Genomic DNA, 16,464 nt, shown 5'->3' on the forward strand with positions numbered 1-16,464 from the left:
TTGGGAATAAATACCCATGTCCCCCGCCCCACGGCCGCCGGTGGGGCGGGTCCGTGATGGCCAGCCCCGGTCCGACAAAGGTACGCCCGCCTCAGCGCGACATCGAGTAGGGCGCCTCGGCCCCCTGCACCGGCCATGCCCGGTTCGGCTCGGCCTGTAGGGTGAAGCGCAGCTCGCCGCCGGCCAGGATCTCGGCATGGCGCAGGAACGTGCGCTGCAATGGCTGCCCATTGAGGGTGACCGTGCCGACGTAGTCATGCCCCTTGCCCATGCCCTCGGTGATGACCGTGAAGGTCTTGCCGTTGCGCAGGTGCAGCGTGGCCCTGGGCAGGAACGGCCGACCGATGATGTATTCGCCACTGCCCGGCGCGACCGGGTAGAAGCCCAGCGCGGTGAAGACGTACCAGGCCGACATCTGGCCCAGGTCGTCGTTGCCGGCCAGGCCGTCGGGACGGTCGGCGTACTGGGTGTCCATGATCTGCTTCAGCCGGGCCTGGGTGCGCCACGGCTGGCCGGCGTAGGCGTACAGGTAGGCGACGTGGTGGCTGGGCTCATTGCCGTGCGCGTACCAGCCGATCAGGCCGGTGATGTCTTCCATGTGTTCGAAGATCGACGGGTCGACCTTGGCATCGAACACCTGGTCCAGGCGCGCCAGCAGCGTGTCGCTGCCACCGTGTGCGGCGGCCAGCCCGGCCACGTCCTGTGGCACGTACCACGAGTACTGCCACGCGTTGCCTTCGGTGTAGTCGGTGCCGTACCCGCTGGCCGACGGATCGAACGGCTCGCGGAAGCTGCCATCGCGCTTGCGGGCACGCATGAAACCGGTGCCCGCGTCGAAGGCATGGCGCCAGTTGCCGGCGCGCGTATCGAAGGTGGCCTGCACGTCCTTGCGGCCCATCGCTTCGGCCATGCGCGCGATGGTCCAGTCGTCGAAAGCGTACTCGAGCGTCTTGCTCGCGGCCTCGCCTTCCTCGTCGATCGGCACCCAGCCCAGCTCGCGGTACTGCGCGATGCCATCGTAGGGACCGTAGTTGGCGGTGGCGACCATCGCGTCCAGCGCCTTGTCCGCATCGAAACCGCGGATGCCCTTGACGTAGGCGTCGGCGATCACCGGCACGGCGTGGTAGCCGATCATGCACCACGTCTCCTGCCCGTGGAACGCCCAGACCGGCAGCATGCCGTAGGCGCTGTGCTGCTGGTGGGCGATCAGCGAATTGATGAAGTCACTGTTGCGTTTTTCCGGCTGTACCAGGGTGAGCAGCGGATGCAGCGCCCGGTAGGTATCCCACAGCGAGAACGTCGAGTAGTTCGTATAGCCCTCGGCCCGATGGACCGCATTGTCCGAGCCGCGGTACTGACCGTCGGCATCCATGAACAGCGTCGGGCCGAGCATGCTGTGGTACAGCGCGGTGTAGGCGCTGCGGCGGTCATGCGCGGGCGCGTCGATCTCCACCGCCGACAGCGCCTGGGTCCACTGCTGTTTTGCCTCGGCACGGACGCGGTCGAAATCCTGGTCCCTGGCCTCGGCGTCGAGGTTGGCGATGGCACCGGCCTCGCTCACCGAGGAGATCGCCACGGTGACCACCAGCGGGGCGTCCAGCACGCCAAAATCGAACGTGCCCACCAGTTGCCGCCCTTCGATCTGCGGGCGCTGGCCGGGATCGTTCTGCCCAGGCGGCGGGAAGCCCTTGTAGGCGATGTCGGTCTCGGTGTTGTGCAGCGCGTGCGCGGTCAGCGGACGCGAAAAACGCATCGCGAAATACAGCTGCCGCCCCGGTGCCCAGCCGCGGGTTTCGCGGAAGCCGGTGACCGTGCCATCCGGCTGCAGGCGCAACCGCGACCAGGAAATCTTGCCGGGGTAGTCGTACAGGCTGGTGCGCAGGTCCAGCAGCACGCGCGCCTTCTCGCCGCGCGGATAGGTGTAACGATGCACGCCCGTGCGCGCGCTGGCGGTGAGCTCGGCGCGCACCTTGTAGTCGTCCAGGGTGACGGCGTAGTAGCCGGGCTCGGCCGTTTCGTTGTCGTGGTGGAAACGCGAGGCGTAGCCGCTGCGCGGCGTGTCCGGATCGCCGCGGTCCAGGCCGGGGTCGCCGGTGAACGGCATCACCAGCACATCGCCCAGGTCCGAATGGCCGCTGCCGGAGAAATGCGTATGCGAGAAGCCGACAATGCTGCTGTCGTCGTAGCGGTAACCGGCGGCCCAGCCGTAGGCCTTCTCGCGCGGCTGGATGCGCGTATCCGGGCTGAGCTGCACCATGCCAAAGGGGACCGTGGCGCCGGGATAGGTATGCCCTTCCCCGCCGGTGCCGATGAAGGGATCGACAGCGGCGTAAGCGCGCTCCCCGACCTTGGCCGGTGCGGCGGTGGCCATGCCCGCCACCAACATCGCCCCTACCGCGAGCCCCAACCACTGCACCGTCCCGTTCTTTGTCATGGCGTCGAATTTAGATCGATTCAGGTGACATCGATCCTAGCACCGTCGCAGCGAGGCCGCATGTTGCGGTGCGGGTGCCCCGGCGCCGGCCTTCCCGGCCGGCACCGTGACTGCGCAGTGGGTGATGCACTGACCAACCCTGCAATCCTCAGCGCCCCCCTCTTCGTCCCCGCCGCGGTACGCCGATGCACGATGTCGTCGACATTGCATGGACAGCTGTCCTTCCCGCTCGGCGGACGCTGAGCCGCTAGGCCAGTTCCACGGTCATCCGGGTCAGTGACTGCCCCAGCAGATGCAGCCGGATCTGATCCAGGCTGGTGAAGTAGCAGACGGTCTCCGTACCGGCCAGGCGATAGATGCCGCGCTTGCCGCCGAGCAACACAAACTTTTCCTGGTCCACCAGGTACTGGGCGACCGGCGGCACGCCCTGTGCCTTCAGCCCATCGATATCGATGGGCTCAAGCGCGTCGAGATCCTGCAGTGCTGTGGTCATGGGCGGGGGAAACGTCTTGATGGGAACTCCAGCTTAGGATGCGGGTAAGCAGCAGCGCGTGGAATCATCGTGAGGATGATGCGAGTACGTTGCGCGTCCAAGCCGCAGTGGCAGCCACAGTTAACGATACTCAAGCGTCAAGGTCGCCTGGCTTCGGATCGTGCCCGGCGTGATGGGCCCGGTACGGATGTAACGCACCGCCAGCTCTACGGCAGGGGTGCCCGATCCGCGGTTGGCCACCTGGTCCCAACTGCTGCCCATGTTCTGCACCACGTAGTCGCCGCTCGCCCCTTTCCTCAGCAGCTGCAGGCGAACCCCCTCCGAGGTGGTTCCCGCGGCGACCGGCGTCAGCCGATCGGAGATGCTGCCTGTCGAGTTGGCATCGCGCAGCGTGAACCGGAGCGGTGTGTTGTTGGCGCCGTCGGGGCCATCGACGCAGCTCACCGGCATGCTGAATCCTGCGTGGGCCACCGTGGTGGTGTTGACGCTGGGCATCGCAGCCGCCCGCGCCGGCGTCAGCACCGGCGCTGCGTTGCTCACCGCGCAGGTGATCAGGGCGGCTTTCGTGCTGATCGCAATCACCCGCACCCGATGGAATGTGCTGGAAGGGGGCGTCGGCCCTGCCTCGCCGGACCACATCACCAGTTTCAAGGGGTTGGGTGTTTCGCCAAAGCCCATGCCGGCGCGGCGGTACATGTCGTGACGGATGTACAGGCTGGTGTTGGCCGTCACCCTTCGCTGTCCCATCCCACTCGTGACCAGCTCGTCAGCAACGGTTACCCGTATCCCCAGTGCCGGCGCACTGGAGTGCCACCATTGGCCGGTGGCCGCATCGTAGCTCCATCCCGGGGATTCGCTGATCTGCCAGGCCACGGTGGGATGGTTGCACGCGACGCTTCCGAGCGATGTATCGTACGTTCGATTTGCCCCAAACCCCCACTTTTCGCCCACCGCGGGCGGGCTCCAACTGGGCAGGGTCATCGTTGGCGTCGTGCCAGGATTGGTCGGCCAGCACGCCCAGGCTGAGGCGCTGCACAGGCACAACGCCATCGCGATCAACCGCCGTGCGGCGTCTCCGAAGATACGTCGCGCTGGTCCACCAGATGCGGAGGCAGCGCTGCCTCCTCGATCCCCGCGCCGCACGGCTGCCACCCCTCCCACGCCGCTCATAACGTCAGCACTGCGGTGGCGGCGAGGTGCCCGCCGAAATCGTCGATCCAGTCGAACTGCACCGCCTGGCCACCGGCTGGCGCCCGATCGACCGCCATCCGCAAGGCGCTGCCCGGTGCGATCATGCCCGGTTCGGTCACGGTCGCGCCGCCCACCGAGGCCGTGGCCAGCGACACGTGATACCGGCTGGGGTTGTGTGCCTCCAGGTAGTGGCCGTCCGCATCCCTGCCGGTGCGCCAACGCAGGCTGGCCGCCGCCTCGCGTGGCTTGCCCTCCAGGCTCACCGGGCGGTAGAACAGCTTGATCCGGCTGCGCACGGCAAGCTGCAGCAGATTCTCGTCCGGTGCGGCCTCGCGCCGCGGCGGAATCTCCAGCACGTTGAAATAGAACACCGATTCACGGTCCGTCGGCAGCTCCGGCATCGCCTGCGGCGTATGCAGCAGCCGCAGCGATTGGCCCTGGCGCGGCTCGATGCGGGCCAGCGGCGGGGTCAGCACGAACGGCACCCGGATCTCGCTGGCTTTGGCATCCGCGTCACCCGCATCGATCCAGGCCTGGATCATCGCCGGGGCGTCGTCCTGGTTGTTGAGCTGGATGGTGCGATCTTTGTCCTTGGCCTCGAAGATGATGCGGGTGCCGACAATCACCACCCCGGCCGCGGCCGGGAAAGTACTGGCGGCGCCAACGCAGGCCAGCAGTGTGCAGGCCAGCGCCCGCCGCAGGGAATCACAATGCATGATGAAAACTCCGGTCTCCCGGCCAGGCCGGGGCGCGCCGTGCCGGGGCCACGCAAGCGTGGCACCCGGTGCGGCGTGCGATCAGGGGTAGGCGACCACGAAGGTCGCGTTCGATTTCGCGGTGCCGGGGCTGGCCGCACCGCCGACCGCCACGTAGTACGCGGTGTAGTCCAGCTGTACCGCGCCGGTGCGGATCGGAATGTAGGAGTCGGCCGTCGGCAGGCCATTGATGATCTGGCGGGTGCCGCGCGCATTCTCGATCGCGATCTGGACGTTGGTGGCGGTGCTGCTGGCGGTGGGGCGCAGGTTGCCGGTGGCCGGGTCGCCCAGGGTCGGGCTTTCGAACTTGACCGCCACCGTGCCTGTCGGCGTGGTGCCCGGGCAGTTCAAGGTGATCGGCATCGAACGGCGGCCGGTCTCCTTGCCGTCGGCCGACAACGCCGATACATCCAGCTTGCCGAAGGTGACGTCCACACTGGCACCGGCCGCAATCGTGCAGGTGCTGGTGATCAGTTCACCATCGAAATCGATGGTGTTGGCACTGGCCAGTGCGGGAGCCAACAGGCCGGCCAGCACTAGCGGGGTGATACGGAGCTTCATGGGTCATTCCTCGTGCAGTGGGCTTGAGAACAGAATCAGACCAGCCCGCTCAAGCGTCAGGCTGGCCGTAAACACGTCAGTCGTAGGTCACCACCACGGTCGCGGCACTCTTGAAGGTGCCGTGCTGCAGGGGTTGACCGTTGTGGCGGAAGAAGTAGCCGCGGCCGAGGTACGTGGCAGTACCGCCAACCACCGCGCGGGTGGCGCGATGACCGCTGGCCGGCATCACCGCATTGCTGCCCTGCTCCACCAGGTGCAGGCTGACGCCGGTGGCGGTGCCGGTGTTAGCGTGCTCCGGTGCGCCGGGAATCTGCGGCGTTCCCGCGAACACCAGCGAGACCCGCTGGACGCCGCGGCAATTGACCAGGCGGAATTCCCAGTCCAATGCGCTGGCCGCGACCACGCCGGTCGCCGCGCCAATGATGTGCAGCTGCAACCTGGGCAGATCCACCCGCTTGGCCCGGTCCTCGGCGTGCACCTCACAGGTGCCCGGGCGCACGCTGCCGGACAGATCGACAACGCCATTGGCCGCCGCGCCCCCGCTCGCGCCGAGCAGGCACAGCGTGCCCACGATGGGCAGGCGCGAATGGCCGGTGGCGAGGCGCCGGATCATTGATAGTCGACAGTCACAGTGAACGTACTGCTGATGTCGCCCGCAGTGACCTCCCCGGTGCCGACCTTGGTGTACTGGGCGCACAGGTTCTCGGTGTGGCTGCCGGTGAACGTGCGCGTCAGCGAACTGCCGGGCGCGACCGTGGTGCCGGTCGCCGAACACGCGCCCTGCTGGAGCCAGATGCCGGTGTTGGGCGCCGCGCCCGCGGTCAGCTTGTTGCGGAAAAGCGTGGCGTTCGGTGCCGGCGCAGCATCGGCGGCCACACCGAAGGTGAAGCGCGCCCCTTTCACGCCACTGCACGCCGTGAGCTCCAACGCGAACGGCGTATAGCTGTCCACCACGCCGCCACCGGCGGTGGTGGGGAACTTGTCAGCCCCGACCACCGGCATGCTGTGGGTGGGATTGTTGATCGTACAGGTGCCGGGCCGCACCGTCCCGGTGAGGCTGACGTTCTGCGCGTGGGCTGTTGCCAATGGCAGGAGCAGGGCCATGAAGCCGCTGCAGACAATGAAACGCATGATGGAATGCCTCATCGATAGGTGATGGTGACGGTGAAATTGGTGGACAGCGGCCCCATGGTCACCAGGCCGCCGGCGATCTTGACGTACTGCGCGCACAGGTAGAGCTGGTAGGTGGCGGCCGTGAAGTTCTTGCTGATCGCATCGCCCGGCGCCACCGTGGTTCCCGTTGCGCAGCGGCCGGTCCCTTCCTTGATCCAGTAGCCGGTGAAGGGGGCGCCGTTGGTGGCCTTGTTCTTGAATACATTGGCCTGCGTACTGGCGTCGGCGGCAGCGCCCATCTGGAAGCTCGCACCGGTGACCCCCGAGCATCCGGTCAGCGAGAGTTCGAAGTTGGTATAGCTGGCGGTGATGCCGGCGGTGCCTCCGGCAGTCTGCGGGAAGGCATTCGCGCCCACGTGCGCAATCGCCTTGGTCACGGCCGCGACGGTGCAGGTGCCAGCGTTGACGTGGCCGTTCAGTTCAACACGTGCGCTGCTCTGCGCATGGGCGGGGCCTGCCACGGCCAGCCCACACAGGACCCGCAGTAGAAGGGATCGGGTCATGGGCGTGCTCATCGGTAGGTCACCGTGATGGTGAAGTTGGTGGTCAGCGGGCCCATCGTCACCAGGCCTCCGGCCATCTTGAAGTACTGCGCGCACAGCGGAATCGACAGGGTCGCAGTGGTGAAATTCCTGCTCAACGTTCCGCCGGGTCGTATGGTGGTGCCGCTGTTGCAGGCAGCTGTTTCCCGTACCCAGATCGCGACGTAGGCCGCCCCGTTCGCGGCCTTGTTGCGGAAGCTGTCGTTCTGCAGCGGCTCGGCATCGGCCGTGGTACCGAAGACGAATGTTGCGCCGGTGACGCCGGAGCATGACCGCAGCGAGAGCTCGAACGGCGTGTAGCTCGCGACGATCCCCGTGTTGCTGGCTGCCGTTTGTGGAAAGCCACTGGCCGGCACGGTGGGCATGGTCTTGGTCACCGCCGCGATGGTGCACGTGCCCGCGGCAATGCTGCCGTTGAGGTCAACGCGCACCGCGCTCTGCGCGTGTGCCGGCCCGCACGCGAACATGATCAGCACGGGGAGGCTCTGGAGAAGGTTCATCGCCGCGCTCATTGATACGTGATCGTGACGATGAAGCTGGTACTTGCCGGGCCCTGGGTCACAAGACCGCCCGCCGTCTTGTAGTACTGCGCGCACAGCGGGAACGTATACGTGGCGGTCGAGAACGTGCGGGACACCGACTGCGCAGGCTGATACGTCGGGCCACCACTGCAGGTACCGCGCAACCAGATCGCAATGTAGGGCGAGCCACCGGTGCCCTTGTTCCTGAAACTGTCCCGCTCTGTGTCGTGGCGGTCGGCATCGGTCCCGAACACGAAGGTCGCGCCAGTGACCGCGGAACACGCGGTCAGGTTGATGCTGAAGTCGGTATAGCTGGCGACGGCGGCGCCCTTCCCGGCGGCGGTCTGCGGGAACGCGTCCGCACCGACCGTCGGCATGGCCTTGGTCACCGCCGCGACCGTGCAGGTCCCGGCCTGCACCGTGCCGTTGAGGTCGATCCGTGCGGTGGAGAGGGTCTGCGCCACTGCGGGCAGCGGTAGTACAAGCGTGAGCAGGCCCAGCACAGTAAACATGTTCATGTTGAGCCTCATCGGTAGGTGATGGTGACGGTGAAGAGCGTGCTGATCGCCCCGCGCGTAACGACGCCGCCGGCGAGTTTTACGTAAAGCGCGCATAGCGGAACCTGGTGTGTGGCACCACTGATGGTTTCGTTGCGCGTACCGGCTGGCGCGATGGTTCCGCCAGTGGCACAATCGGTGGTGGGCCGCAGCCAGATAGCCGCGTACGGTGCGGCATCCGCCGTAGCCTTGTTCCGGAACATCGACGCGCGGGATGGCTCTGCATCTGCGGCTGTCCCGAACACCAGCGTTGCGCCGGTCACGCCTGCACAACCGGTCAATGTGAGATTGAACGGTAGCCAGCTGGCGGAATTGCTGTTCTCGCTTGCGGGATTGGGGTTGAACGTGTTCGCCATGACGGTTGGAAAGCGTTCATTGACCGCCGCCACCGTGCAGGTGCCCGGCTGGACCTGCCCGGTGAGCGCGATGTTGGCGGTGCCGGTGCTTTGCGCGCACACGGGCGCGGCCGTGATCAGCCCAGGCAGGAGCAGCAGACACAGGCGGGGGATCAGAATCCTCATCGGTAGGTGATCGTCACGGTGAAATCGGTGCTGATGGCGCCCTGGGTGACCAGGCCGCCGCGATGTTTGTGGTACTGCGCGCACAGCGCGAGGTCGTACTCCGGTGTCGAGAAGTCGCGCGAAAACGCCACCCCCGGTGTGATCGTGGCGGACGATGTGCAGGTGCCCGCCTTCAGCCAGATCGACGTGAACGGTGCCGCATCCGCGGCTTTGTTCCGGAATGCATTGGTATGCGTAGGCTCGGCATCGGCGCTGCTCCCCATCACGAACGATGCACCCAGCACACCGGCACACCGGGTCAGCGAGAGGACGAACGGGGTGAAACTCGATGCAACGCCGGCACTGCCAGAGGCGTTCTGGGAGAACACGTTGGCCGCCACGTCGGGCATGGTCTGCACCACAGAGCCGACCGCGCAGGTACCGGCCTCGATCTGTCCGCCCATGGCAAAGCTCGCCGTCGGCGCGGCCTGCGCCAGCGCAGCACCTGGCAGGTGCAGGCCGAGCAGTATCAACGGTCGAAGCAGCGCACCCATGGCTTACAGGAACGTCACGGTCAGGGTGAACGCCGTGCTGATCGCGCCCTTGGTGACCAGCCCGCCCGCGAGCTTGTAGTACTGCGCGCACAGCGGCACGTTGTGGGTGGCGGTGACGAAGGTGCGGCTCAGGGTTTTGCCCGGTGTCACCGTTGCACCTGTCGTGCAGTTGGTCTCCTTCAGCAGCAGGCCGGTGTTCGGCGCTGGATTGGTCGCGGCCTTGTTCTTGAACGCATCGGTCTGGCCGTCGGCGGCATCGCCCGTGGCGCCGAAGGTGATGGTGGCGCCGGTCACGCCACTGCAGCCGGTCAAGGCCAGGTTGAAGGTATCGAAGCTGGTCGTTGCGCCGCCAGGGGTCGCGGCGACATTGGGGAAGTCGCTGGCCGGCACGGTATTCATCGTGCGGTTCACCGCCGTGATCGCGCAGGTACCCGCCTCGATCTGGCCGGTCAGACTGAAATTGGCGGTGGCGCGGCTCTGTGCCGCCGCGGGGTTCGCGGCGAGACAGAGCACTGCGAGTACGCCACCAAGGAACGTGGGGGAAAGGGTCATGGTCATGATGTACCTGCGGACATAGGGGATGGAGTGAGGGATGGAGTGAGGGACGGCGTCTGTGCCGGTCGGTCGCTGGGGTCGGGCATGGTGGGCAAGGGATGTTCCGGCGCGAGGTGATCCTCCCCGGCAGGGCCCGCAGCGTCCTGGCAGACCGCCTCGGACCATCGTTGGCCGCGGTCCTGGCGGACCGCCGCCTGGCTGAACTGCATCGCGCACTGCACCTTGGTGCCGGTGCCTACGGTCAGCCAGCCGTTGATCGGCGCATGCAGATGCAGAATCCCGCCCTGGCCGACCACCCCCACCACGGCGCCTTCGGTGTCATACACCTGGCTGCCGAAGTGGCTAAGTGCGCTGCCATCGGGATGCGTCACGTAAACGAACGCCGCGTGCTGCTGACGGGTCTCGAACGTCAGCGCCACGGCCGCCCCCGCGGTCGGTGCGACGCGGCGGCTGTTCTGCAGCAGCGTGAGGTCCAGCGACAGCCCGTCCGAGCCGATGGTTACCTCGTTCCACCGATAAGGGCTCAGGCTGGGCAGCAGTGCGTAGCCGTTGCGGCCGACGCGCGCCCCATTGATGCCCACCTGTGCGCCCATGCCACCCTCGACCCGCACGATGCCGAACGTGCTGCCCAGCGACGGGCCAAGATTGATGCCACCGCCGTGCAGTACCACTGCGCCCGCCGCGCCGGCGGTAACGCGCTGATCGTGTTCGCTGCGCATGTAGCCGGCGCTCACGCGCGCGACCGGCGTCTGCACCTGGGCAGAGAGGTGGCCGCTGCGGCTGCCGTCGGCGGCCCGCGAGAGGCCGGCACCATAGTCCACCGGCAGCGTGCCCGGCGCGCGGCCGCTCATGTTGGCGTACTGGCCCGTGCCGCCCTGCTCGCGCGTCATCGACAGGCTCACCGCGACCGGTCGTTCGGCGCGGCCCAGCGGCAGTTCGAACTGTGCCTGCACGCGGTCGTCATGGCGGCCGCCGCTGGTGCGTACCCGCATCGCACTCAAGCTCCAGCTCACGCGCTTCCAGCTGCTCTGGATGCCGATCTGATAATCGGTCTGCGCCGGCGTCGCGTTCCAGTAGCTGACGTGGCTGGCCCGCACGAACGCCGACGAGCGCGTGCCCAGCTGCTGGGAGACATCCAGCTGGATGCGGCGCTTGGCCCGCTGCAGGATGGCCGCACCCGCGTCCTGCGCTGGTTGGGCACGCCACTGCATCGCTTCTTCCAGGGTCACGAAATGGCGGCTGCTGTAGCGGTAGGTGGCCAGGCCGACATTGGTGCCGGTGCTGGCCATGTGGCGCTGGTAGTTCACGCGCACACTGCTGCCGCGGCGCATCCCCTGCCCAGCCAGTGCCACCTGTGACTGGGTCACATCAGCGCCAAACGCGCCGATGGGCGTGTTGATCGCCGCGCCGGTCAAGACGGATTGATACCCTTCGGTCGCCTGCGCACCGGCGAGCAGCGTCAGCCAGTTGTTCATGCCGCGGCCCCAGGTACCCTGGGCGAACACCGGATCGGACATGCCGTCGCGGCTGCTGAAGGTGCGCCGCCGGCCAGCGGCCAGGCTGTAACGCCACACCCCCTGCCGCAGCGCCTGCGGAACGGCCGCGAAATTCACGGTGAAACGCTGATCGCTGCCGTCGGTCTCGGTGACCACCACCTCCAGATCGCCGCCGTAGTTGGAGGGATACAGGTCATCGATCACGAACGGTCCGGCCGCCACGCGGATCTCGTGGATCACATAGCCGCCCTGCCGCACCGTCACCGTCGCCGCCGAGCGGGCGATACCGCGGATGAGCGGCGCATAGCCACGCAGCGCGTCCGGCAGCATCTGCTCATCGCTGGCCAGCTGCACCCCGGTGAAGGCAATGCTGTCGAACAGTTCGCCGCTGGTCATCGATTGGCCGAGCAGGAACTGGCTGCGCCAGCGCTCGATGTCGCGCTGCAGATAGGTGTGGGCGGCCTGGTAGCCGCTGTCCCCCTCATGCCGCCGCCAGCTGCCGCGATGGCGCAGCCGCCACGCCCCATGGTTGAGACCGAACGACAGCCCGGCATAGGCGGCGATGCCGGTTCCGCTGCGTTGCGCATTGAGGTCGTAATCAAGCATGCCGGCGGTGACGCCCGCGTCCCAGTGTGCCGGGCTGACGGTGCCGCGGGCCTGACTCTCCATCGCCTGCTGCGGCACGCTCAGGTTCAAGCGCAGCGCGTGGGTATCAAAGTGTGCCTGCGCGTGTTCCACACGGCGGGTCAGGGGCACGCAGCCGGCGTCATCTTCTTCCAGGTGCTCGGCCTTTACGCCGCCTTCGCGCAGCAGTGCCTGGGGCAGGCACGCCTGCGCACGCAGCGGGTCTGCACCGGCATGGAACGTGATGCCGTGCCGGCCCAGAAACGCGTCGTTGAGATGCACGTCCAGGTCGTAATGCCCGGGCTCGACGGGATTGCCGTGCCGGAAGCGCTCCAGGTCCGCACCGGATGCCCCATCCATGAGGAAGTCGGCATTGAAGTCCAACTCCATCGGCGCGCCGCTGCCGCCGGCCCATGCAATTCCTTGCGAGCAGGCCGCCAGCGCCGCCGCCAGCGCGCTGATGCGCGCGCCCGGGCGACGCAGGCGCGCCGAGGGCGGATGGCGCACGGGGAGAGGGAAACGTAGAGAGGGCACAGGCTTGCCACCCGCTCAGGACGGGAGGGGGTCGGAGAGGAGCGTGCAGAATGCTGGCAGCCCATCCGGTGCACCATGCAACTAGTTTCAAATCGGGCAAACCGGATTCACGACGCCGACGAATGCTGGCGAGCATTCAGGATCGCGGCCCACCGATCCTCGAATCGGGCACCGGCTCCGGACGCGTCCAACCTGATCGGCGCGCCCTACCCTGCGGCACCACCGGCCACGGTGACGGACTAATCGCGCGCGACGCGCGTCAATTGCCCCGGTGTCCAGCGATAGCGCCAAAGGTGCGGCCCCGGTGGCGGGCAGTCGCTGGCACGCGGCTCACCGCCGGCGGTGACGGCCGCGCGCTGGCAGGTGGGCGATTCAAGCCGACTCTCGAAGCGCACCCGAATCTCCCCACCCACCACCTCGAGCCCGGTGAGCTCGCCGGGTATATGCACCGACACGTCATCGGCGTATCCCACCTCGCGGAGGATCGCGAACGTCCGGTCATCCGATGGCACGTTGCCGGGATACGGCGACTGTCCTCGCCGGTCCCCGGGTCGCAGCGCGGTCATCACCACCAGTTCGTTGGGTCGACTGCCGGTCGAGCCGGACGTGGTCGCGGTGTACGTATAGACGATGCCGCGGGTGCCCGCGCCGTCGAGGTCGGCAACCCGGATGTCGACCGGACGGTAATCGAACACGATGTCGTCGGGCGGGAGCATATCGAGCGTCGCCGCGACGGCACGCCGCGCGGCGTCCAATGTCGGCCGATCACCGGCCAGCACAGTCCCCGTGGCGGGCAAGGCAGCCAACAGGAGCAGAACGCGCCCCATCACATTCCGTGTCATGGTCCAGCTCCTGGTGAATTGGGCCCAGTATGCGCCAACGGCGGGCGCGCGCGCGACCGCCGCCATCCTGGCGCCCTGGTTACGCCGGCCGCGCCTCGTCCGGCACCGCCGCTTCAGGCAGCGTGGGCTGGGCGCTGTCCACGGTCATCGGCGCATCGCTGCGCAGCAGCGCACGCGCCTCGGCCTCGCTGGCCACCGCCGGCGGCGAGCCACGCAGCGGCATGCGCGCGGTCTCGTTGACGAACAGCATGGTGATCACACCGATCACCGCCGCACCCATCAGGTAGTACGCCGGCACCAGCGGGTCGCCGGTGCGCTCCACCAGCCACGCGGTGACCAGCGGCGTGGTGCCACCGAACAGCGACACCGACACGTTGAAGGCGATGGACAGCGCGCTGTAGCGCACCGGGGTGTAGAACAGCGCCGGCAGCGTGGACGGCATCGAGCTGGTGAAGCACACCAGGGCCAGCCCCAACAGCATCAGCCCCAGGAAGATCAGCCAATCGTTGCCGGTGCCGATCAGCTTCAGGCACGGGATGGCCAGGGCGAACAGCGCGATGCACGCACCGATGATCATCGGGCGGCGGCCGAGCCTGTCACTGAACAGCCCGCCGACCACGTTGAGCGGCATCATCACCAGCATCACGATGATGATCAGCAGCAGCCCCTTGCTCTCGGCATAGCCCATGGTCACGCTCAGGTAGCTGGGCATGTAGGTCAGCAGCATGTAATCGGTGACGTTGAACACCAGCACCAGGCCCACGCACTTGAGCAGCTGCGGCCAGTGCACGCGGAACAACGCTCCCAGCCCGGGACGCGCGTGGTCGCGCTTTTCGGCTTCTTCGGCGTAGGCGCGGAACGCCGGGGTCTCCTCCAGCTTCATGCGCATGTACAGGCCAAGCAGCCCCAGCGGGCCCGCCACCAGGAACGGGATGCGCCAGCCCCAGTCCAGCATCTGCGCGCTGCTCAGCGCCATGTGCAGCGCAGTCACCGTGCCGGCGCCGGCGATGTAGCCGCCGAGCGTGCCGAACTCCAGCCAACTGCCCATCAGCCCGCGGTTGCGGTCGGTGGAGTACTCGGCGATGAAGGTGGCCGCGCCGCCGTATTCGCCGCCGGTGGAAAAGCCCTGCACCAGCCGTGCCAGCAGCAGCAACGCCGGCGCCCAGAGGCCAATGCGGTCGTAGGAGGGAATCAGCCCGATGCTGAAGGTGCCCAGCGCCATCAGGATCATGGTGAAGGCCAGCACCTTCTGCCGTCCGTACTTGTCGCCCAGCGGACCGAACACCAGCCCGCCCAACGGCCGCACCAGGAAGGCCACGGTAAACGTGGCGAACGTGGCGATCAGTTGTGCGGTGGGATTGCTGGAGGGAAAGAACACCTGCCCCAGGGTAACGGCGATATAGCCGTACACGCCGAAATCGAACCACTCCATCGCGTTGCCGAGCGCGGCGGCGCCCACGGCTTTTTTCAGCATCGGCCGGTCGACCACGGTGACTTCGTCCACCTGTACCTGGCGGCGGCGTTTGAACCAGCCGAAATGGGCATGTGCGGCGTGGCGGTCCTGCATGGGTGCTTTCTCCTGTAAGCATGGCCATCACCACGCCCGAGGTCCCGCGCACGGCACAGGAAAGAACCGCCTCCGGAAGAACGCGGCACGATGCGCGAAGAGGGGTGGCAACAGGCGATCCCGGACGGCCGCGTGGAATTCCACGGCGCTGCAGGAAGGATGACCGAGAGACGGGCAACGGCCCGAGGCAATGATCAAGCGCGCCATGATACTACACATCCAAAATGTGATCTTTATCGCATCTTCACGCCACCCGAGCGCAGCCCTTCAACGCATGCAAAAACAGCGGGAAATCGGGCAGAATTCGTCGGCCGCGGCGACGTGCTCACACGGAACGTGCGCCCGGCACACACAGCACGAACACCCAACCCATCGAGGCTTCATGTCCATCAAGACCACCACCCTGTGCGCCCTGCTCGGCCTGCTCGCGCCTGCGGCCGCCATCGCCCAGGACAGCACCGCATCCACGCTGTCGCGCCTGCTCGAATGCAAGCTCACCGCCGCCGAGGTCGCCGCGTTCACCGACCGCATCAACGCCGAGGACGTGCAGGACTTCGCCCACGCCGGCTCGGACGCCTCCGGTGATGCGGCCCTGAGCCTGTGGAAGAGCGATGCGCCCGTCACCGCCTGGGGCGAAACCTCCGACCTCGTGCACCTGTCCAGCACCACCGAGATGCTGCTTGCCTTCAAGGTCACCCCGGGCCAGGAACTTGCCCGCGGCAAGGCGATCGTGGACCGCATCGGCGGCATGGCGCCGCGCCCGGACCAGGCCGCGATGGAAGCGACCTACGGCTGGAAGGGAATGGACTTCCGCAAGCCGCTCAGCGACAACCGCAACGTACGCGTGCTGGTGGACCTGAGTTATTCGCCCGGCTGGGTGACCGTGGGCTGCGCGTACGGGGATATCCAGTAAGGCCGACGGGCGCGGGAAGCGATTCCCGCGCCTCGGGTGGTCCCGCATGCCCAGCATCCTCCGCCGCCCTGACACGACACGCCTTGACCCATCCGCAGATCAATGTCACTGCCCCGCCTGGCAGCCACTTGGCGCCCAGGGTCTGTAGCCGGACCCTTCGACCCATCCATAGCCGGAAACACACTCCCAGATCCCAGACCCCGCGAACCCACCTCGGTGGGTAAGTGAGGCGTATTGTTGGCCGTTGTAGCACTTTATGAATGAAGTTCCATTCGATCCGGTGTAGGAATAACCAACCCTTTCACACGTCGCGGACGGAAACAGCCCTACGTCCGCCGGGTCCGATGTGGACGGCGCGTTCTCAATGATGCGCAACTCGCTGGGTATCTTTGCTTTCGAAATCTCTGCGACCATCGCTGTCAACATCGCGCGTCGACGATAGTCGTCGTACACCGGAACCGCGACGGCGGCAAGAATCGCGATGATGCCCACAACGATCATCAGTTCCAGCAATGTAAAGCCGCGTGCTGCACGCCGCAGTGTCGTAGCAGTGACCATTGCGTACTTCCCCCATGTCCAGGCAGCCTGCGATATGCCTCAATCACAGGCTGGCCCGCAATAAATCGCCATGGCCGCCCAACCCTCTAGCGGC

At 67.0% G+C, this 16,464-nt stretch carries 18 protein-coding genes; 1 reads left to right on the forward strand and 17 read right to left on the reverse strand.

What is annotated here, in order from left to right; translation table 11 throughout:
• Positions 1–91: 91 nt before the first annotated feature.
• From AC1DGC_RS13910 to proP, 16 genes are all read right to left on the reverse strand, one after another.
• Positions 92–2,371 carry a GH92 family glycosyl hydrolase gene (locus AC1DGC_RS13910; protein WP_478048140.1) on the reverse strand — a complete coding sequence of 760 codons (2,280 nt, stop codon included), beginning with the start codon at positions 2,369–2,371 and terminating at the stop codon, positions 92–94.
• A gap of 310 nt (positions 2,372–2,681) precedes the next feature.
• Entirely contained in the window at positions 2,682–2,927 is a 246-nt protein-coding gene (locus AC1DGC_RS13915) for a hypothetical protein (protein WP_394161967.1), read from the reverse strand.
• Positions 2,928–3,047: 120 nt separating this feature from the next.
• Positions 3,048–3,908, reverse strand: a complete 861-nt coding sequence (locus AC1DGC_RS13920) for a fimbrial protein (RefSeq protein ID WP_478048141.1) — start codon at positions 3,906–3,908, stop codon at positions 3,048–3,050.
• A gap of 185 nt (positions 3,909–4,093) precedes the next feature.
• Positions 4,094–4,834, reverse strand: a complete 741-nt coding sequence (locus tag AC1DGC_RS13925) for a fimbrial biogenesis chaperone (RefSeq protein WP_478048142.1) — start codon at positions 4,832–4,834, stop codon at positions 4,094–4,096.
• Positions 4,835–4,915: 81 nt separating this feature from the next.
• Positions 4,916–5,434 (reverse strand): fimbrial protein, encoded by a 519-nt coding sequence (locus AC1DGC_RS13930; RefSeq protein ID WP_478048143.1) that lies wholly within the window; start codon positions 5,432–5,434, stop codon positions 4,916–4,918.
• A 76-nt stretch (positions 5,435–5,510) separates the two neighbouring features.
• Entirely contained in the window at positions 5,511–6,047 is a 537-nt protein-coding gene (locus tag AC1DGC_RS13935; RefSeq protein WP_478048144.1) for a fimbrial protein, read from the reverse strand.
• Positions 6,044–6,565, reverse strand: coding sequence for a fimbrial protein (locus AC1DGC_RS13940; protein WP_478048145.1), 522 nt, complete (start codon positions 6,563–6,565; stop codon positions 6,044–6,046). Before AC1DGC_RS13940 ends, AC1DGC_RS13935 begins: the two co-directional genes overlap by 4 nt.
• A gap of 11 nt (positions 6,566–6,576) precedes the next feature.
• Positions 6,577–7,110: a fimbrial protein gene (locus AC1DGC_RS13945; RefSeq protein WP_478048146.1), complete on the reverse strand. Its 534-nt coding sequence runs from the start codon at positions 7,108–7,110 to the stop codon at positions 6,577–6,579.
• A gap of 8 nt (positions 7,111–7,118) precedes the next feature.
• Positions 7,119–7,649, reverse strand: coding sequence for a fimbrial protein (locus AC1DGC_RS13950; RefSeq protein ID WP_478048147.1), 531 nt, complete (start codon positions 7,647–7,649; stop codon positions 7,119–7,121).
• An 8-nt stretch (positions 7,650–7,657) separates the two neighbouring features.
• Positions 7,658–8,188, reverse strand: a complete 531-nt coding sequence (locus AC1DGC_RS13955) for a fimbrial protein (protein ID WP_478048148.1) — start codon at positions 8,186–8,188, stop codon at positions 7,658–7,660.
• A gap of 8 nt (positions 8,189–8,196) precedes the next feature.
• Entirely contained in the window at positions 8,197–8,748 is a 552-nt protein-coding gene (locus tag AC1DGC_RS13960) for a fimbrial protein (protein WP_478048149.1), read from the reverse strand.
• On the reverse strand, positions 8,745–9,281 hold the full coding sequence (locus AC1DGC_RS13965; RefSeq protein ID WP_478048150.1) for a hypothetical protein: 537 nt from the start codon (positions 9,279–9,281) through the stop codon (positions 8,745–8,747). Before AC1DGC_RS13965 ends, AC1DGC_RS13960 begins: the two co-directional genes overlap by 4 nt.
• A gap of 3 nt (positions 9,282–9,284) precedes the next feature.
• Positions 9,285–9,833, reverse strand: a complete 549-nt coding sequence (locus tag AC1DGC_RS13970) for a fimbrial protein (protein WP_478048151.1) — start codon at positions 9,831–9,833, stop codon at positions 9,285–9,287.
• Positions 9,834–9,835: 2 nt separating this feature from the next.
• Positions 9,836–12,463, reverse strand: a complete 2,628-nt coding sequence (locus tag AC1DGC_RS13975) for a fimbria/pilus outer membrane usher protein (RefSeq protein ID WP_478048152.1) — start codon at positions 12,461–12,463, stop codon at positions 9,836–9,838.
• 266 nt (positions 12,464–12,729) lie between these two features.
• A complete protein-coding gene (locus tag AC1DGC_RS13980; RefSeq protein WP_478048153.1) occupies positions 12,730–13,332 on the reverse strand; it encodes a hypothetical protein in 603 nt (200 codons plus the stop codon).
• Positions 13,333–13,411: 79 nt separating this feature from the next.
• The gene (gene proP / locus AC1DGC_RS13985; protein ID WP_394161940.1) at positions 13,412–14,899 is read right to left on the reverse strand and encodes a glycine betaine/L-proline transporter ProP; all 1,488 of its coding nucleotides are present in this window, start codon (positions 14,897–14,899) and stop codon (positions 13,412–13,414) included.
• Between the two features lie 382 nt (positions 14,900–15,281).
• Between proP and AC1DGC_RS13990 the strand changes: the two genes are divergently transcribed.
• The gene (locus AC1DGC_RS13990) at positions 15,282–15,812 is read left to right on the forward strand and encodes a hypothetical protein (protein WP_394161938.1); all 531 of its coding nucleotides are present in this window, start codon (positions 15,282–15,284) and stop codon (positions 15,810–15,812) included.
• A gap of 105 nt (positions 15,813–15,917) precedes the next feature.
• On the opposite strand, the gene AC1DGC_RS13995 is transcribed toward AC1DGC_RS13990, so the two are convergent.
• Positions 15,918–16,370 carry a pilin gene (locus tag AC1DGC_RS13995; protein WP_478048154.1) on the reverse strand — a complete coding sequence of 151 codons (453 nt, stop codon included), beginning with the start codon at positions 16,368–16,370 and terminating at the stop codon, positions 15,918–15,920.
• Positions 16,371–16,464 lie beyond the last annotated feature (94 nt).

The sequence above is a fragment of the Stenotrophomonas sp. 05N37 genome, from assembly GCF_056397365.1.